The organism is Azospirillum sp. (genome assembly GCF_035627195.1).
GTDB lineage: Bacteria > Pseudomonadota > Alphaproteobacteria > Azospirillales > Azospirillaceae > Azospirillum.
In genome coordinates this window covers 27,895-46,102 of the sequence record NZ_DASPMG010000003.1, presented here as the reverse complement: position 1 = coordinate 46,102, position 18,208 = coordinate 27,895, and the positions used below count along the sequence as shown (strand labels likewise).

Sequence of the window (18,208 nt, the reverse complement as noted above, 5' to 3'; positions counted from 1 at the left end):
TCCTGAAAAATCAGGGTTCCTGAAACGTCAGGCCGCATCCACGCCGGCGCGCAAAAGCGCCTGGCGAAGCTCGCGGGCCTGCGCATGGTCCGGCTTGAACCAGAGCACGCGGGCGATGCGGCGCCGGGCCTCATCGTAGCGGTGCAGCTGGAAGGCCAGCACGCTTTGCCGCCACGCCAGCCGCCAGTGAACCATGCCCATCCGCTCCGCCGCGCCGAACGCCGCCAGCGCCGGTTCGAGCGCGCCCCGGCCGGCCAGAAGCAGGCCGAGCCAGTACTGCAGGTAGGGGTCCCGCGGATGCGCCGTGGCGTAGGCGCCGAGCACCGCCTCCAGCTCGCCGCCCCGGAGGGCTCCGGCGCCCTGGATGTCGGCGTCGGCCGGCTCCACCTCGTCGGCGCGCGACGACAGCAGGCTGACCGCGAACGGCGCTCCCGCCGCGCCCAGCGAGCGCACGAACTCAAGCGCCGCTCCGCCGCCGTGCGGCGCCGGCAGCAGCTCGGCGGCGCCGAACTCCCGCGCCGGGGCGGCGGCGGCATCGTCCTGCCCCCACTGCCGGCTGCGCCGCGGCAGCTTGATGAGGCGGCGGTACGCGGCCTCGAGGTCCTCCACGGCCGCACGCTCGCCGAACCCGCGGGCGGCCGCGGCCTGTGCCCGCGCGCCCAGGCCGGCGCGGACGCCCGGATCGGCCAGATAGGCGAGCGCCGCCCTCAGATCCGGAACGCTGTCGGTGGCGAAGCCGGTCACGTTGTCGATCACGCCCGCGGTGCAGGCCGGCGCGAACGCCAGGATGGCGGGCACGCCGGCGGCGGCGGCGGCGCGCAGCAGCGCCGAGTTCCACGACCGCGCGCTTTCCTCGCCGAAGCTGACGATGACGTCGGCGCGGCGGAGCCCCTCGTCGGGGCCGATGGCGGCGACCTCGACGGCGCCGGCGCCGTCCAGGTCCTGGCGCAGCCGCTCGGCGCCGCTGCCGGCGGCGATCAGGAAGCTGACGCCGGGCGCCGCCATGTCCCGCGCCACCTGCACGAAGCGGCGGTGGCAGTCCACCAGCGCGGCGGCCTCGGCGTGGACGACCGTCAGGCCGGCTCCACGCCCGGCCGCGGCGGGGCCCGCGGCGGCCGGCGCGATCACCGGAACGGCGGCGCATCGGGCGGGCCGGCGGTCGGCGGGCCACGCGCGCAGCGGTTCGGGCAGGGCGGTGCCGGCGCGCAGCAGCAGGACGTCGGCGAACGCCGTCAGCGGACGGGTCACCACGTGCGGCGGCTCGGTGCCGGCGGCATAGACAGACACCATCAGGCGGCAGGTCGGCCAGCCGCGGCGCAGCAGCGCGTTGAGCGCCGGCGTGTTCCAATAGTGGACGTGCACCAGGTCGGCCGCCGCGACCTCCTCCAGCACCTGGTCGGCGCTGCAGCCGCCCAGCCATTCGACGGCGTCGGCGTCGGACGGAACCCCGGGGGAGGGATCCAGCGAAACGATGCGGTGGCGGCGCAGGTGCAGCAGCGCCATCGCCCGCGCTTCCTCGGCGATGGCCTTGACCGTGCCGGAGTCTGCGGGCGCGTCGATGATGTGAAGGATCTGGGTCATCAGAAATCGGCCCCTGTGGACAGGGCGGCGAGCAGCGCGGCGCTCACCGGGTCGTGGCCTCCGTCCGGCAGCCGTTCGGAGAGGATGCGGCGCGCCTGCGCGGGCTCGCCGAGGCGGGCGTGCAGAAGGGCGCGGCCGTAGCGGATGCCGCTCACCTCCGGCACGCGCGGCGTCAGCCCGTCGAGGATCGACAGGGCCTGCCGGGACCGGCCGCAGGTCGCCATCAGCGACGCGCGCTGAAGCTGGCGGACCGGGCTTTCGCCGGCCGTGTCGGGCAGCGGAGAGCCGTATCGCCCGCTGAACACCGTCTGCTCGATGAAGTCGTCGGCGTTGGCGTTGCGCACGACCTCCGGCGGGTGGCGCAGCGGGAAGCTGATCGGCGTCAGCGGCGCCGCCGAACGGATCTCGCCGACGCCGGAGTTGGTGGTGTGCGTGGCGCCCTCACCATAGCCGATGTTGGAGATCGCGTTGACCGATGCGTTGGCGCTGAGCCCGGCGTTGTGCCAGCACGACAGCATCCATGGCGTGGCCCAGGAGTTGAACCCTTCGTAGTTCCGCTGGTACCAGTCGTACCAGAAGTTGATGGCCCGGCGGTCGCCCAGCACGTCCTTCAGCCAGTCCGTGTCGGCGAGAACCGGCCACTGGCTCATCTCCAGGTCGAAATGCGCCCAGGCCCGGCGCCACGTCGCCCATCCCCAGATCAGCGCGTAGCGGTTGAAGTAATAGCTGTAGGAATCCGTGTATCCGTGGGCGTTGTCGCCCGAAATCATCATGACGCGTTCGTCATGGAGATACCGCTCCAGCAGCTCCTCGCAGTACCGGAAGAACGTGGGGTGCGGAAGGCAGTCATCCTCCAGCAGGATGGCGCGGTCGACGTTCTCGTACACCCAGGAGATGCCGCTGGACATGCGGCGGCGCAGGCCCATGTTCGCCGGGGCGAAGTTGGTCTTGCACTCGCAGTCCCAATCGACCAGCGTCGCGATGCGCCGCGCCTCCTCGCACGCCTCCGCCTCGCCCGGGCGGTCGGCGCGCGGGCCGTCGGCGACGATGAACAGCTGCCGCGGGCGAACGGCGCGCACCGCGTCCATCACCCGCGCCGTCTGCTCCGGCCTGCGGAAGATGATGACGGCAACCGGCACGTTACAGACATACTCGGCCATGGACCCCGTTCCTGCTTCTGGTCTGTCGGGCTGCGCCGACCGGATCACGGCGTCAGCCGCCAGCCCGAATTGTTGACGACGCCAAGGATGAACGCGTTGCGCGCCGCCAGCAGGTCACCGGGCGTGCAGCCGTACCGTTCCGCCAGCAGGAACAGCGGCTCTCCGCGCAGTTGGTCGCCGATCATCGCGCGCGAGGACCCGGCCAGCCGTTCCAGGAACTGCCACGGCCACGCCCGGATCGGCATCGCCGGCTGCCGTTCGTCGGACCGATCGGCGAAATAGCGTTCGTACGCGCGGCGCTCGGCCTCCAGGTAGATCGCGCTGGGCGGGCCGGACTCCCCGGAATGCGTCAGTTCGCCGAGGATCCCCTCGATCCCCTCCGAGAGCCGGTACGCCGCGAACCGGTCGGCGAGAGGCTGGACGGAGACGGCCCGGAAGAAGCCTTCCTCGTCGCCCTCGTGCCCCGGTATGGCCTGCCAGAGCTTCGACGCGGCGGCCAGACGGTCCGGGAAGCCGCGCTCGAACACGCGCGCCCAGAAGGGGGCGTTCCAGAACCGGTACGTCTTCCCCTTGCCGGCCGACCGCACCCTCACCCGGACCGGCGCCTTGCGCCCGACCATCAGCGCGATCTCGTCCAGCCAGGTGTCCGACCACCAGAAGGGAAAGTCGTCAGGCCAGAAGTAACCCACGCGCTCGCCCCACGCGCGCGTCATGATGGGCAGCGTAACCTGCTGGTCCTCGTTTCCGCCGTTGTCGATGATCGTGGTGTCGGGGACGTAGCCGAGGACGATTCCATCCGGATAGGCCGAGAACACCCGATCGAACTCAAGGTCCCAGGCCTTCGTCTCCATGACGTATTCGTCGCCGATGAAGAAGAAGAGGTCGCTGTCTTCCTTGGCCTTCTCGTAAAGCTGGTTGACGGCGATGCCGAGGGTCAGGGGGCGGGGACCGACGACGATGTCGAACTTGACGGATCCGCCTTCGCGGGACGCGGCCGGCAAGGTCGCCAACGACGCTTCGTCGTCGTCATCGACGTAGCACCAGACCTTGATCCTGTCGGTGAACAGAGCGTTGCGGTGAAACGAATCGACGAGCCTCAGGAATCTCTCGGGGCGGCCCCGCGTGGTGACGAGGATGGCGATGTTGAACTTGCGCATACGCTAACCTCTGCTTCCCAGAGCCCGGTGTGGAGTTTGTCAAAAGGATCGGTCTGACACTTAATTATTTCCGGCGGCGGCGGGCGGCTTCCGGTCCGGGTCGAGACAAGGGCGGAAGGGTGCGGCAAATTGTCTCGACGGACCCGGTGTGTACTCGCCACGCATCACTCGACCGCACCATCATCCAGGCCCACCGCAATCCCAGGTCCGCCGCACATGGCCGTACGTCGCGCAGCCCCGGCCACGCACGTTTCTGCGCCTGTCCGTCCCTCGATCGGGGGGAACAGGCCGCATTCACTTTACCAACATAACAAATTTACTAACGTATGCGCTACATATTCGATAAAAATATCTCAAAACACCTTGAATGAAGACGAGAAAAAGAAAGGAATGACTTAGCCATCCTTCCGAAGGACAGCGCCTAGGTAAGGTTTAATACCATGATTAGTTATTCTCGTCATAATATGAGGATACTCTGTGTTTGTCAACCGCGTTGATGGCTGTGATTTGTTTGTTCATGCGCGCGCGGCGTGCTTGCCTTCCGGATTCAGAAAGATGTTTGCGCATTGCGGAAATATAATGCTTGTGGTGGCGCAACCGTGCGGCACCGCACCGTCCGGTGAGCGCGGGCCTGCGGGCGAGCAGAGCGCGCTCAACAAGCCCGCCGAGTTGCGGTACACCAGCAGCCGTCCTGGACGCACGGTTTCACCGGAGGTGCTTGTGCACGGAAAAGTCGCCGATATCCTGGCCGCCACCGGCCCCGCCGCCACACCGCGCGAGGCGTGGCGGCGTCTGCTCGGCGCCGTCCCGGCCTTCTCGGAAGGGCTCCCGGCCCCGCTCACGGGGGCCATGCTGGCCATCTGGCTTGCACGGCCGGACCTGCAGGCCCTCTACCCGCTCGACACGGAGGACGGCCGCCGCGCCTTCGTCCTCTGGTGCTCGCTCAGCGGGCGGCGCGAATACCGCATCCTGGAGGAGAGCTACAACGCCGAGACCAGCGGCCTGTCCCGCCCGGCGGCGGGCGTGCCGGCCGACCGCTGCGGCCCGCTGGTGTCGGAGCTGATGCACCACCTGCACCGCAGCCGGCCGGACCTGCAGCGCGTCTTCGACCTCGCCACGCCCGACGGGCGCATGCGCTATCTCGGCTGGTTCCTGATGAGCGGCCGCGCCGAGGTGGGCGACGAAGGCCCGCTGCCCCCCTGGCAGGCCGACCTGATCCGCAGACCCTGCACCGAGGTGGCGCAGGACCAGGTCGTGCCGATCAGCTGGGGCATGGTCCTGCTGCGGGCCGCGCGGCCCGACCTGATCGCCGCCTTCGACCTCGCCACGCCGGAGGGGCGGGAGGCGTACGTGCGCTGGTTCTACCTGGACGGCCAGCCGGACCTCCGCCTGCCCGGCCTGCCGGGCGAGGCCGACGCGGCGGTGCTCGCCCGCCCGGTGATCGGCGGCGCCGAGCCGGGCGCCGACGCCGCCATCAGCCTGCTCGGCTGCTGGATCTGGAAGGCGCGGGAGGACCTGCAGCACGCCTTCTCCCTCGCCACGCCGGACGGGCGCCGCGCCTTCGCCGCGTGGCTGGCGGTGGAGGGGCCGGGGCAGTACGGCTACGACACCGCCCTGCTGTTCTCCCCCGCCCCGCCGCGGCCGGCCCCGGCCGCCGCGCGGGCGGACGGCCACCGGCCGGGCGTCAACCTGCTCGGCTACGCCTTCGGCGAGCTGGGCATCGGCGAGGACGTGCGCATGGCCGCGCGGGCGTGCGAGGCCGCCGCCCTGCCCTTCGGCGTCGTCAACTTCGCCCCCGGCGCCGAGGTGCGCCAGCAGGACACCAGCCTGTCCGCCCACGTCCGTCCGGGGTTCGACCACGCCGCCAACGTGCTGTGCATGACCGGGTTCGAGACGGTGCGCGCCTTCGCCCAGCTGGGCACGGCGCCCTTCGCCGGCCGCTACACCATCGGCTACTGGCCGTGGGAGCTGCCGGAATGGCCCGACGCGTGGCGCGTCGCCTTCGACGTGGTGGACGAGGTGTGGGTGTCCAGCCGCTACACCCAGGCGGCCTACGAATTGGTGTCGCCGGTGCCGGTGGTGCACATGCCGATGGCCGTCACCGTGGACCTGCCCCGGCGCCCGCCGCGTTCCGCCTTCGGCCTGCCGGAGGACCGGTTCCTGTTCGTCTTCGCCTTCGACGGGCTGTCGTATCTGGCCCGCAAGAACCCGCTGGCCGCCGTGCACGCTTTCCGCCGCGCCTTCCCGCGCGGCAGCGAGCCCGTCGGGCTGGTGATCAAGGCGATGAACGTCGCCGGCCGCCCGGAGTGGGAGTACCTGTGCGCCGAGGCCGAGCGCGACCCGCGCATCGTGCTGATCCCCCGCACCCTGGACCGCGCCGGCGTGCTGGGCCTGTACGCCGCCTGCGACGCCTTCGTCTCGCTGCACCGCGCCGAGGGCTTCGGCCGCGGGCTGGCGGAGGCGATGCTGCTGGAAAAGCCGGTCGTCGCCACCGCCTTTTCCGGCAACCTGGAGTTCTGCCACCCGCACACCGCCTGCCTCGTCGGCTACCGGACCGTGCCGTTGGAGCCCGGCGACTACCCCTGCGGCGAGGGGCAGAGCTGGGCCGACCCCGACGTGGACGAGGCGGCGGCCCACATGGCGGCGCTTGCCGCCGATCCGGCGCGCGCCCGCGCCCTCGGCCGCGCCGCGCGCGCATACGTCGAGGCGCACCACGCCCCGGCGGTGGTTGGCGCCCGCTACCGCCGCCGGCTCGCCGCCCTCGGCCTGCTCGGCGGCTGAGGCGCGGGGGAACGGCCATGGAGAACGGCCACGGCATCGCCGGCTGGTTCGACGGGCTGGCCGACGGCCTGATCCACGGCTGGGTGGCCGATCCCGCGCAACCCGGCCGGCGCCTGTTCGTCACGCTGTCCATCGACGGCGTTCCGTTCGCCACCGTGGCCGCCGACCGCTTCCGCGCCGACATCGCCGCTGCCGGGGTGGGCGACGGCGCCCACAGCTTCCAGGTCCCCGCACCCCCGGCCCTGGCCGACGGCCGCCCGCACCGGCTGGAGGCCGTCGTGGAGGAGGCCGGCGCGCCGCTGGCCGGCAGCCCGCGCGAGGTCGCCATCCCCCTGCCCGGCCTCGCCGCCCTGGGCACGCCGCTGTTCATCCTCGGCGCCCCGCGCTCCGGCACCACCTACCTCACGCGCCTCCTGAACGCGCATGGCGCCGTGTACCTGACGGAGGAGCTGCGCCTCTTCGCCTTCCTGCGCCACGTGCTGGAGGTGGCGCCCCACGCGCCCGCGGACACGGCGGAGTTCCTCCTGCACGGCCAGCCGCAGAAGGACCATTTCCTGGACGTGCTGCGCGAGGACGGCCTGCGGGCGGTGGAGCGCTATTTTCGCCTGCGCGCCTATCCAGCGGTGCCGGCGGTGTGGGGCGACAAGAACCCCTTCTACGCCGATCCGGTGCACAGTCCCGGCTGCCTGGATTTCATCGGCGCGGTGCTGCCGGACGCCCGTTTCCTGCACATCCACCGCGACCCCGCCGCCGTCGTCCGGTCCCTGGTCGCCAAGGGCTGGGCGGACGCGGCCGGGGCCGCCGCCCTGTGGTCGCGCGTCACCGCCACCGCGCGGCGCTTCGGCGCCGGCCTCGCCGAGGGCCGGTACCTGGAGGTGCGCTACGACGCGCTGCTGGCCGCCCCCGAGGAGAACGCCGACCGGATCCTGGCGTTCATCGGCCTGCGCCGCGACGACGGCACAACCGCCTTCCTCGCCCGCCAGCGCCGCGCGCCCGAGCTGTTCAGCGACCCGGTGTCCGCCACCGTTGCGCAGCTCGCCGCCGGCATCGACGCCACATCGGCCGGGGACGCACGCCTGCGCGCCCTCGTCGATCCGGCGCTGCTGGAAGCCTTCGGCTACGCGAAGCCGTAGAGCCGTAGAGCCGTAGGTTGGGTTGAGTTCTCACCGGCGAGCGCGCCGACCCGCAGCGGGATGAAACGAGGGCAAAGTCCCTCTCCCCTCGCGGGAGAGGGGTTGGGGAGAGGGGGATTACCGGCGGCAGCCGGGACAAGACTCTCTTCCGCCCTGCCGGGCTCTCAGCGGATGCCAAAGGCATCCGCCTGACGCCGGCAGCGCTGGCCTTCGGCCAGCGTGAGAGGCGTAACCACCCTCTCCCCAACCCCTCCCCCGTCAAGGGGGAGGGGCTATGAGGAGCACCTGCCTCTTGTTTCTTTCTAGCGCCAGCGAAAACCCAACGATCCTCGCCATGCCACCACTTCGGGTTTTCGGCTGACGCCTCAACCCAACCTAAGGCTTCAATCTCACACCAGAACCTTGCGGCCCACCGCCCGCGCCACGGCGTCCATCGCCTTCATCATGGAGGCGAACTCCGCGTAGTCCACCGGCTGCAGCGGGTCGACCGCCGCGTTCGACGGATCCGGGTGCACCTCGATCATGATGCCGTCGGCCCCGGCGCCGATGGAGGCCAGCGCCATCGGCTGCACCCACGGGCGCCAGAAGGTGGCGTGCGACGGGTCGGTGACCACCGGCAGGTGCGTCACCTCCTTGGCCGCCGGCACCACCTGCAGGTCCAGGAGGAAGCGCGACGAGCCGCGGTGCGTGTGCGGGGCGACGACGCCGCGCTCGCACAGGATGACCTGCGTGTTGCCCTCCAGCAGGATGTATTCGGCCGCCCCCAGCCAGTCGCGCAACGACGCGCCGAAGCCGCGCTTCAGCATGATCGGCTTGCCGGTCTTCGCCACCGCGGTCAGCAGCGGGTAGTTCTGCATGTTGCGGGTGCCGATCTGCAGGATGTCGGCCACCGCGGCGACCGCCGGGATGGTCTCGGTCGACATCACCTCGGTGATGATCGGCAGGCCGCTGGCGTCGCGGGCCTTGGCCATCCACTCCAGCCCCTGCTCGCGCGGCTCGAAGTACTTTTCCGAGCGGTAGGGGAAGGTCAGCGGCTTGAAGGCGCCGCCGCGCAGGATGTGGCCGCCGGCGTCGCGCACCGCCTTGGCGGTCTCGACGATCATCGGCTCGTTCTCGACCGTGTTCGGCCCGGCCATGACCGGGATCAGCGGGCCGCCGAACTCCACGCCGCGCACGCTGAAGCGGGTGACGTGGTCGGGCGACTTCTTGGCGGCCAGCGGGAACTTGCTGACGAGGTCCTCGGCGGAGACGTCCTTGCCGGGCGCGGCGTTGCTGATGGTCATGCTGGTCCTCGGAATGTCTGCATCGGTTCCGCGGCGGGACCGAACCCGGCGTCCGCCGTCCGTGGATCCGGCCGTATAGCAGAAGCGCCCCGGCCCTGAACAGCGCCCTGACTCCGGAAGCGGCAACTCCGGAAGCGCCAACTCTGGAAACGCCAACTCTGGAAACGCCGCCCCGGCCACGGCTACTCTCGTTCACGCAAACCGCACAGGTGACGCCGATGGACGATCCCTATCTCGACGGCACGAGCCGGCTGGTGCCCGGCGACGCGGTCGCCGCCATCCTGCGGCGCGCCGATGGCCGCTACCTGATGCAGCTGCGCGACCCGAAGCCGGAGATCTTCTTCCCCGCCCACTGGGGCCTGTTCGGCGGCGGCATCGAGCCCGGCGAGGACGAGCTGCAGGCCCTGCTGCGCGAGTTGGAGGAGGAGCTGAACCTGCGCGTGGACGCCGCCGCCGCGCGCTATTTCACGCGCATCGACTTCGACTGCACCTTCGCCGGCCACGGCCGGCTGTTCCGCACCTTCTTCGAGGTGACGGTGAGCGACGCCGCCTTCGCCACCCTGCGCCTGAACGAGGGCCGCCGCATGGAGGCCTTCACCGGCCGCGAGGCCCTGGCGCTGGCCCCCGTCACCCCCTACGACGCCTTCGCCCTGTGGCTGCACGTGCAGCAGGACCGCCTGATGCGCGCGTGACGTCAAAAGCCCCTCTCCCCTGGCTCTCGCCGGATCTTCGATCCGGCTGACGCGACAGGCGGGTCCTTTGGACCCGCTGAGAGCGGGAGAGGGGCTTCCTAACCCCTCAAATGAAATCCAGATGCTGCGGCGGCGCGCCGGCGGGGGTTTCCAGCACGAGGCGGCCCTTGCGGTGGGCGTCCAGAACCTCGTTCACCTTGTGCTGCAGGCACAGCGTGCCGCACATGGTCTGCGCGTTGAAGTCCGGCCCGGCCAGGAGGTTCATCACCTCCCAATAGCGCTCGGATGCCCACAGGTCCTTGAAGCGGGTGTCGCAGATGTTGCCGATGTGGAACTTCTTGTAGCGCTCGTTGAACAGCATGCCGCACGGCGCCACCAGCCCCGATCCCGACAGCTGGATGATGAACGGCGGGCCGTAGCAGCGCTGGTAGGAGCGGCGGTGCCCGTCCTGGATCTTCGACCACTTGACGGAGACCTGGTACCCCTCGTCCGACAGCGCCTCCGCCTCGCGCAGGCGGTCGTACAGCGCCTCGTAGCCGCTGTAATCGACGCCGAGCGAGCCGTCCTCGTCGTCCGAACAGTGCTTGATCACCAGATAGTCCGGCCGCAGCTCCTTGCCCAGGCGCGCCAGCGGCAGGATCTGGTCGGCGTACTGCGGCATCAGCACCATCTGCAGCCCGATGGTGACGGAGAGGTTCAGGCGCTTCTTGATGGCGACCATCTCGCGGATGTTCTCCACCACGCGGTCGAACCAGTGCTCCTTCACGCCCATGATCTCGGCATAGCGGTGCCGCTCGCCGGCCGAGATGTTGACCCGCAGGTAGGTCATGTGCGGCAGGATCTCCTCCAGCTTGCGCCGGTTCAGCACGAAGCCGTTGGTCCCCGCCGCCATGGACAGGCCGAGCTGCGATCCGCGCACGACGGTGTCGACGAAGACGGGGGAGATGGTGCTCTCGCCGTCCGACACCAGGGAGATGCCCTTGACGCCGATGTCCGCGCAGTCCTCCAGGAAGTCGTAGATGACCCGCTGGTTGATCACGCCCCGGTCGTTCTCCTGCAGCATGGCGTAGCAGAAGTGGCAGCCATAGTTGCAGGCCCGCGTCAGCGCCATGTCGATGGTGATGGGGGCCACGCGCTCCCCCCGCTCCCACGCGCGCACGCGGTCCAGGTGCCAGGCGATCTTGGTGCCGTCGAGGATGAGCTGCGTGTGCTCCGGCAAGGCGTTCGTCATCGCGGCGTTCGTCATCGTGGGTCGATCCTCACAGCCGCCGGATGGCGTTCTGGTCCTTCAGCGCGGCGTGGTGGGTTTGCAGGCTGCGCTCCACGGTGCGCTTCAGGTGCCGTTCCAGCGCGCGCATCAGCCCCGGCTTCTCCGCTGCCGCGATACCGTCGGCGAAGCCGACGACGGCGCGCACGGGGTGGCCGTGCAGGTCCGGCTCCAGGCCCAGCACGCGCATCGCGCCGGGCGGGAACGCCGCCACCGCCGCCGTGACGCGCCCCAGCCGCTCCGCGTCGCCCAGTGCCCGCCACGCGTCCGTGGGCGGCCGGTCGAACTCGTTGTAGCTTTGCGGCGCGCCCGCCTTCTCCTCGTACCGGTCGCGCAGCGCGCGGATCAGGCGCAGCGCCGAGGCGAAGGCCGGGTCGGCGTTGCCGGGGTGCAGGATGCCGGGCACCGGGCGGCCCTTGTCCGGGTCGTGCAGCGCGCCCAGCACGCGGACCAGCCCATGCTCGGCCGCGTCGGCCACCGGCGTGCCCTCGATCTCCGCGCACAGCGCGTCGAGGATGGCGCGCTCCACCGGGTTCGCGGCCCCGCCGTGCCGCGCCGCCGTCACCGTGCGCCCCGTCGGATCGACGAGGATCGAGAGCGCGATGTCCCCCTCCACGGCACCCAGGCGGAGGCACCCGGCGGCCTCCGGCAAGGGGCCTTCGTGCGTCGGCGCCGACAGGCGCCGCTGGATGCCCTCGCGCAGCGACGGGTGCACACCGTGCACCGCCGCCGCGGCCCCCAGGCCGGTGACGCGCACGACGACCCCATCCCCCTCCGGCTCGATCGCCGCCGTGCCCAGCTCCGCCAGCAGCGCCAGCAGTTCGGCGTCGCGGTCCGCCGGCAGGGTTGCGCGGCGCACATCCACGGCGATCTCCGAAGCACCACAGCTCTCCGCCGATTCCGCCATGTTCAGCAGGCTGCGCACCGGGTCCTCGTCGGGCACCCACATCTCCAGGGCGCCATGCGACGTCGCATGGCCGCGCACGGCGTCGAGCAGCCCGGCCTCGAACTCCGCGACGGCGGCCTCGTAGAGGATGGGCTCGGTCATCGGGCACTCCCGAAGAAGCGGTTCACCGCGCGCGCCACGCGGGCGATGTCGTCGGGCGTCATGAACTGGTTGACCGGCAGCGTCAGGATGCGCCGCGCCTGCGCCTCCACCGCCGGGAAGTCGCCCTCGCGATAGCCCAGGCGCGCCGCCGCCGGCTGCAAGTGGATGGGGATGGGGTAGTGGATGCCGGTGCCGATGCCCTGCGCCGCCAGATGCGCCTGCAATTCGTCCCGCCGGTCCACCTGGATGACGAAGGTGTGGTGGGTGTCGAACGCCTCCTCCCGCTCCGCCGGCATGAAGACGTGCGCGGGGTCCAGCAGATCGCGGTAGAGGCGCGCGTTGCGCCGCCGCCGCTCGATCACGCCGGGCAGGCGCTTCAGCCGCATCAGCAGGATCGCCGCCTGCAGCGTGTCCAGGCGGGAGACGATGCCGAACTCCGCCACCGTGTTGCGGTCCACCATGCCGTGGTTGCGCAGCCGGCGCAGCCGCGCCGCCATCTCCGCGTCGCGCGTCACCAGGAATCCGGCGTCGCCGCAGGCGTTCAGGTTCTTCAGCGGATGCGCCGAGAAGCACCCGGCGTCGCCGATCGTCCCGGCCAGCCGCCCCCGATGGGCCGATCCGATGGACTGCGCCGCGTCCTCCACCACCTTCAGCCCGTGCGCCTCGGCCACCGCCATCAGCGCGTCCATGTCGCCCATGCGCCCGGTCAGGTGCACGGGCATGATTGCCCTGGTGCGCGGCGTGATCGCGCGCTCCGCCGCCTTCGGGTCCATGTTCTGGTCGGGCAGCACGTCCACCAGCACCGGCGTGGCGCCGGCCTGCACCACCGCCGCCGTCGAGGCGAAGAAGGAGTTGGCCGGCGTGATCACCTCGTCCCCCGGCCCGACGCCCAGCCCCTTGAGCGCCAGCGCCAGCGCGTCGGTGCCGGAATTGAGCGCCACCGCCTCCAGCCCGCCGTGAAACTCGCTCAGCGCCCGTTCCAGCTCGCCCACGGCCGCCCCGCCCACCCAGTCGCCGCGCGCCAGCGCCTCGGTGACCACGGCCAGCAGCTCGTCCCGCTCCTCGTCGAACTGGCGGGAGAGGTCGACGTAGGGAATGGGCCCCAAGGCGATGTCTTCAGCGCCGCTCATAGTACGCCCTGACCTGCTCGACGACGAAGTCCTGCTCCGCCCGGCTGATGTGCTGGTCGGTGGGGAAGGTGATGATCTCCCGCGTGTGGCGGTCGGTCACCGGGAAGGCGCCGTCCGGATAGCCCAGGTGCTTGAGCGCGTCCTGCCGGTACAGCGGGATCGGGTAGTGCACCTTGGCCTCGATGCCCTGGTCCAGCAGGTGCCGCAGCAGCCCGTCGCGGTCCTCGGCGAAGACGATGTACAGGTGATAGACCAGCCGCATGCCCGGCACCCGCGGCGGGATGCGGATCTGCGGGATCGCCGACAGCTCCCGGTCGAAGTACTCGGCGTTCGCGATGCGCTGGTCGGAGATGGCGCGCGCCGACCCGATCAGCCAGTTGCCGACCACCGCCTGCAAGCTGTCCAGCCGGCTGTTGCAGCCGAGGATCTCGATCTCGTCCCGGTTGCGCATGCCGTGGTTGCGCAGCAGGCGCAGCCGGTGCGCCAGTTCGTCGTCGTCGGTGACGATGATCCCGGCGTCGCCCCAGACGTTCAGGTTCTTCAGCGGGTGCAGCGAGAAGGCGCCCGCCCGCCCCCAGGTGCCGGCGTTGCGCCCCTGCTGGCTGGCCAGGATGGCCTGGCAGGCGTCCTCGACGATGGGCAGGCCGTGCGCCTCGGCGATGGGCGCCAGCCGCGTCATGTCGGTCATGTAGCCGGTGAAGTGCACGGGCACGATGGCCCTGGTGCGCGGCGTGATCGCCGCCTCCACCTGTCCCACGTCCATGCAGAAGGTATCGTCGCAGTCGACGAACACCGGCCGCGCGCCCAACTCGGCGATGGCGCCCACGGTGGCGATGAAGGTGTTGGCGGCGGTGATCACCTCGTCCCCGTGCCCCACGCCCAGCGCCTTCAGCGACAGCTTGATGGCGTCCGTCCCCGACCCGACGCCGATGGCGTGCCGCGTGCCGATCAGGCCGGCGAACCGCGCCTCGAACTCCGCCACCGGCTTGCCCAGCGTGAAGTCGCCGGTGGCGACGAAGCGCCGGATCTCCGCCATCAGGTCGTCGATCTCGGCGAACTGCTGCGGCAGGTAGGAATAGCGGACCTTCATCGACGCAACTCCGGTTCGAACGCTCACGCCGTCACGGCCGACGCGGTGGCCGCCGCCGGCTGCCACCCCATGCCCAGGTCGAGCACCGCGTGGCAGATCGTCTGGTGCGCCAGCTCGACGAAGCCATACTCCGCGCTCGCCACGTACAGGTTCAGGTCGCCCATGCCGCGCAGCGGGTTGTCCGCCGCGAAGCCGCTCAGCGTCGCCACGGCGCAGCCCTGCGCCCGCGCCGCCTCGGCCGCGTTGCGGATGTTCATCGACCGGCCGGAGCTGCTGATCGCCACCAGCAGGTCGCCCGGCCGGGCGTGCAGCGCGACCTGGCGGGCGAACACCTCCTCGTACCCGAAGTCGTTGCCGAAGCAGGTGAGCGCCGCCGCGTCGCTGAACGTCCGCGTGCGCAGTCCCGCGGTGCGCGCCCAGTCGGTGGCGCAGTGGCTGGCGATGGCGGCACTGCCGCCGTTGCCGACGAACATCACCGTGTTGCCGCAGGCGTGCGTGGTGCGCGCGGCGTGCTGCACCCAGGCGATGGCCTGCCCCAGCGGCAGGCGGGCACCGGTCCCGTCCGTCGCCTCGGTGGTGCGGCACAGGCGCGCCAGCGTCTCGACGTACGCCTCGAAATGCCCGGCCGCCTCGCGCAGCCGGCTGCCGCCGTCCATGGTCCGCCCTCCGTCAGCCATCGCTACTTCAGCAGCGTCTGCAAGTATTTGAGAACCGCACCCTTCTCCACCGACTGCCGGTGGCCGACGATGCCCACCTTCAAGGCGCCGGCCACGTTGCCGACGAAGCCGGCCTCCGCCATGGTGGCGCCGGCCGCCACCAGCGGGGCGGTCACGGCGAAGAAGGCGTCGCCCGCTCCCACCGTGTCGACCACCGTCTTGGTGAAGGCGGGGATGTGCACCACCAGCTCGTCCGGGCCATAAGTGACGCAGCCGTGCCGGCCGTTCGTGATGATCAGGTGCTTGCAGTCGATGCGCGCCGGCAGCAGCTCGCTGACCAGCCGTTCCACCTCGATGTGCTTGTCGGCGACGGCGAGGCGGGCCTCCGGCGCGTCGATGCAGATGAAGTCGGCGCGCGGGTACCGGGTGATCAGGTTGAAGCCGGTGTTGGCGCTGTTGGTCTGCGCGTTCACCGCCAGGAACGGGGCGCACTCGCTCAGCGCGCGGATGACGTTCGGCGTGACCAGCCCGTGCCCGAAGTCGGTGACGATGACGAGGTCGGCCGCCTTCGCCCGCTCGCGCAGCGTGGCGATGAACTCCGCCTCCTCCGCCGCGTCCAGCGGCGTGTCGTCCATGTGGTAGACCTCGAACAGCTTGCGCAGGTAGCTCTGGTCGATGAAGCGGCACTTGCGCGTCGTCGGCACGTTGGGCCGCGTCAGGTTCCAGAAGCGCACGTTGGGCTTCAGGCTGCGCCGCACCAGCTCCTCGTGGCTGTCCTCGCCGCCGCCCAGCAGCGACAGCACCTCCACCTCCCGGCAGAAGCTGGCCGTGTGGTTGGCCGCCGCCACCACGCCGCCGGCGAACAGCTCGGCGTTGTGGAAGCGGGTGGCGATCATGTTCTCCTTGGGCGATTTGCCCTGGGGCTGGACGTACTGGTACTCGTCCACGATGGTGTCGCCCACCATCAGGACCTTCAGCCCGCTCGCCCGCTCGATCACGCCGCTCAGCCGCTCCAGCGCGTTGCGCTGGCGGTGCTCGTTCAGGAAGGCGCGCAGCGGCGGGTCGTAGACGTCTAGGTGCCGGTTGATCAGCGCGGACGAGCTGAACGTCACCTCGTCGGTGAAGACGATCCGCCCGCCATGGCTTTCCACGAGGTTGCGCTCGCAGGTGATCTTGCCGGTGACGTCGTCCTCGGCGTTGGCGTAGTCGCTGCCCTTCACGTAGACGTCCGGCCGGATGGCCTCCAGCGCCGGCTCGGCCGTGGCGCCGTCGACGATGCCCACGAAGTCGACGCAGCCCAGCGAGGCCAGCATCTCCGCCCGGATGAACTGGTTGAACACCGGCCGGCCGGGACCCTTGTTGACGAAGGCGTCGGCGGTGATGGTCACCACCAGCGCGTCGCCTTCCTTGCGCGCCGCCTCCAGGTGGCGGACGTGCCCCAGGTGCAGCAGGTCGAAGGTGCCGTGCGCCAGCACGACGCGCCGGCCGGCCACGCGCAGGCTCTCTGCCGCGGCCGCCAGTTCGGGGACGCTCCTGATCTTGGCTTCCTGCTCTGGACCCATTGCACCGCCTGCCGAATCGATGCCGCGCATTGTGGCTTCGCATGGTGAACAAGTGATGAATTTCATCTGTTTCGGGGCCGTTTCAGGGCCGTTTCCGCTGCCCGACGGCGTTGGAAGGGCCGCCATGCGCCCACAGAGTATGCTTGATCCGCCCACCGGGGCGCGGTATTTCCGGCCCGATGGTGCCCTTTTCTATCGGATGGACAGCCCCGTGACGCCGAACGCCGCGCTCTTCCCCGGCCTGATCGACAATCCGGTCGTCCTGGAAACGGGCCGCTACGCCGCCATCCTCGGTTTGGCCCCGTCCAAGGGGGCGCGCTCGCCGCTGTTGTGGAACGCCGCCTTCGCCGCCGCCGGGATCGACGCCCGCATGGTGCCGATGGACGTGCCGCTCGACCGGCTGCCGGCGCTGGTGGCGGCGCTGAAGGCCGACGCCCGCTTCCTCGGCGGCGCGGTGACCATGCCGCACAAGCAGGCCATCCTCCCCCACCTCGACCGCGTGGAGCCGGAGGCGGCGGCCATCGGCGCCGTCAACGCGTTGTACCGCGACGGCGACGCGCTGGTCGGCGCCAACACCGACGGGGCCGGCGCGCTTTCGCAGCTGGAGGACCTCACCGGCGGCGCGCTGGCGGGCAAGCGCGTCCTGCTGGTCGGCACCGGCGGCGCCGGCTGCGCCGTGGCCGCCTACCTCGCCGGCCGGGTCGCCGCGCTGGCGCTCGCCAACCGCACGCCACGGACGGCCGCCGACCTCGCCGCCCGCCTGGGCAAGGGCGTCGTGGCGCTGCCCGGCCCGGTCACCGCGGCCGACCTCGCCGGCATCGATATCCTGGTCAACGGCTCCTCCGTCGGCTTCGCCAGCGGCCCGGCCGGCAGCCCGCTGGGCCCCGACACCGACGCGCTGCTGGCCGCGCTGCCGGCCGGCGCCCTGGTCTACGACATCATCTACCAGCCGGCGGAGACGGATCTGCTGGCCCGCGCCCGTGCCCGCGGCCTGAAGACCGCCAACGGCCTGGGCATGAACCTGGACCAGGCGGTGATCGCCTTCGACAAGTCCAATCCCGGCGCCTATCCCGGCTCCCCCGGCCGCGACGCGCTGCGCCGCGTGATGGCGGAGGCCGGGAAATGAACATGATGCGCACCCCGGCCGCCGAGGCCGCCGCCAAGGCTGCCGCAAAGACCGCCGCCAGGACCATCCTGCTCTGCCCGGACGCCGCCGACCTCGCGCGCATCCGCGCCGTCCCCGGCTGGGCCGACCGCTTCGACGAGGCCGTCGAGGGCACCGCCGCGGCGCTCTCCGGCCGCTACGACGTGCTGGTGCCCTATGACCAGCCGCACCGCCCGCCCCTGCTGGGCGCCGGCGCGCGGGTGGCCTTCCTGTGCACCGACCTGACGGCGTTCGAAGTGGCCCTGCGCAACCCGCCGCCGGGCGATCTGGTGTTCATGCCCTCGCCGCTGGCGCGGCTGGACGTGCTGGTGCGCACCCGCCGCACGCTGAAGGCGGCCCGCGACCTGCCGCGCGGCGTCGTCCTGTCCGCCGCCGACGTGGCCTACGAGGTGGGCGGGCAAGGCGCCGGGGCCGACTGCGCGGCCCACGTCATCGGCCGCTCCGCCCTCTACGACCTGCCCGAAGGCGCCCCGCTGGATTTCGGCGTGGTGGGCTGACGCGCC

The 18,208-nt window shown here is 71.2% G+C and carries 15 protein-coding genes; 5 read left to right on the top strand and 10 right to left on the bottom strand.

Going from position 1 to position 18,208, the window contains the following annotated elements; translation table 11 throughout:
• Nucleotides 1-27 precede the first annotated feature (27 nt).
• The 3 genes from VED21_RS00245 to VED21_RS00235 are packed head-to-tail and all read right to left on the bottom strand — an operon-like array spanning nt 28 to nt 3,898.
• Nucleotides 28-1,581 (bottom strand): hypothetical protein, encoded by a 1,554-nt coding sequence (locus VED21_RS00245; protein WP_324880292.1) that lies wholly within the window; start codon nt 1,579-1,581, stop codon nt 28-30.
• Nucleotides 1,581-2,741, bottom strand: coding sequence for a hypothetical protein (locus tag VED21_RS00240; protein ID WP_324880291.1), 1,161 nt, complete (start codon nt 2,739-2,741; stop codon nt 1,581-1,583). Before VED21_RS00240 ends, VED21_RS00245 begins: the two co-directional genes overlap by 1 nt.
• A 44-nt stretch (nt 2,742-2,785) precedes the next feature.
• A complete protein-coding gene (locus tag VED21_RS00235) occupies nt 2,786-3,898 on the bottom strand; it encodes a hypothetical protein (protein ID WP_324880290.1) in 1,113 nt (370 codons plus the stop codon).
• Nucleotides 3,899-4,618: 720 nt separating this feature from the next.
• On the opposite strand from VED21_RS00235, the gene VED21_RS00230 reads away from it, so the two are divergent.
• Together VED21_RS00230 and VED21_RS00225 are read left to right on the top strand one after the other, a co-directional pair.
• Nucleotides 4,619-6,679, top strand: a complete 2,061-nt coding sequence (locus VED21_RS00230) for a glycosyltransferase (protein ID WP_324880289.1) — start codon at nt 4,619-4,621, stop codon at nt 6,677-6,679.
• Nucleotides 6,680-6,696: 17 nt separating this feature from the next.
• Nucleotides 6,697-7,812: a sulfotransferase gene (locus VED21_RS00225; RefSeq protein ID WP_324880288.1), complete on the top strand. Its 1,116-nt coding sequence runs from the start codon at nt 6,697-6,699 to the stop codon at nt 7,810-7,812.
• Nucleotides 7,813-8,201: 389 nt separating this feature from the next.
• Here VED21_RS00225 and aroF read toward each other — a convergent pair whose 3' ends face one another.
• A complete protein-coding gene (gene aroF / locus VED21_RS00220) occupies nt 8,202-9,095 on the bottom strand; it encodes a 3-deoxy-7-phosphoheptulonate synthase (protein ID WP_324880287.1) in 894 nt (297 codons plus the stop codon).
• A gap of 218 nt (nt 9,096-9,313) precedes the next feature.
• Between aroF and VED21_RS00215 the strand changes: the two genes are divergently transcribed.
• A complete protein-coding gene (locus VED21_RS00215) occupies nt 9,314-9,787 on the top strand; it encodes an NUDIX domain-containing protein (RefSeq protein ID WP_324880286.1) in 474 nt (157 codons plus the stop codon).
• Nucleotides 9,788-9,893: 106 nt separating this feature from the next.
• On the opposite strand, the gene VED21_RS00210 is transcribed toward VED21_RS00215, so the two are convergent.
• From VED21_RS00210 to VED21_RS00185, 6 genes are read right to left on the bottom strand one after another with little or no spacing between them, the layout of a single operon-like run.
• Nucleotides 9,894-11,033 (bottom strand): radical SAM protein, encoded by a 1,140-nt coding sequence (locus tag VED21_RS00210; protein ID WP_324880285.1) that lies wholly within the window; start codon nt 11,031-11,033, stop codon nt 9,894-9,896.
• 13 nt (nt 11,034-11,046) lie between these two features.
• A complete protein-coding gene (locus VED21_RS00205; protein ID WP_324880284.1) occupies nt 11,047-12,102 on the bottom strand; it encodes a hypothetical protein in 1,056 nt (351 codons plus the stop codon).
• Nucleotides 12,099-13,232: a DegT/DnrJ/EryC1/StrS family aminotransferase gene (locus VED21_RS00200; RefSeq protein ID WP_324880283.1), complete on the bottom strand. Its 1,134-nt coding sequence runs from the start codon at nt 13,230-13,232 to the stop codon at nt 12,099-12,101. The genes VED21_RS00205 and VED21_RS00200 overlap by 4 nt, the downstream gene beginning before the upstream one ends.
• Entirely contained in the window at nt 13,219-14,322 is a 1,104-nt protein-coding gene (locus VED21_RS00195) for a DegT/DnrJ/EryC1/StrS family aminotransferase (protein WP_324880282.1), read from the bottom strand. Before VED21_RS00195 ends, VED21_RS00200 begins: the two co-directional genes overlap by 14 nt.
• Before the next feature lie 23 nt (nt 14,323-14,345).
• The gene (locus VED21_RS00190) at nt 14,346-14,978 is read right to left on the bottom strand and encodes an SIS domain-containing protein (protein WP_324880281.1); all 633 of its coding nucleotides are present in this window, start codon (nt 14,976-14,978) and stop codon (nt 14,346-14,348) included.
• A gap of 23 nt (nt 14,979-15,001) precedes the next feature.
• Nucleotides 15,002-16,540 (bottom strand): PfkB family carbohydrate kinase, encoded by a 1,539-nt coding sequence (locus tag VED21_RS00185; RefSeq protein WP_324880280.1) that lies wholly within the window; start codon nt 16,538-16,540, stop codon nt 15,002-15,004.
• Between the two features lie 211 nt (nt 16,541-16,751).
• On the opposite strand from VED21_RS00185, the gene VED21_RS00180 reads away from it, so the two are divergent.
• Both VED21_RS00180 and VED21_RS00175 read left to right on the top strand, forming a co-directional pair.
• Nucleotides 16,752-17,666, top strand: coding sequence for a shikimate dehydrogenase (locus VED21_RS00180; RefSeq protein ID WP_324880279.1), 915 nt, complete (start codon nt 16,752-16,754; stop codon nt 17,664-17,666).
• 2 nt (nt 17,667-17,668) lie between these two features.
• Nucleotides 17,669-18,202 carry an SAF domain-containing protein gene (locus VED21_RS00175; protein ID WP_324880278.1) on the top strand — a complete coding sequence of 178 codons (534 nt, stop codon included), beginning with the start codon at nt 17,669-17,671 and terminating at the stop codon, nt 18,200-18,202.
• Nucleotides 18,203-18,208: the final 6 nt, after the last annotated feature.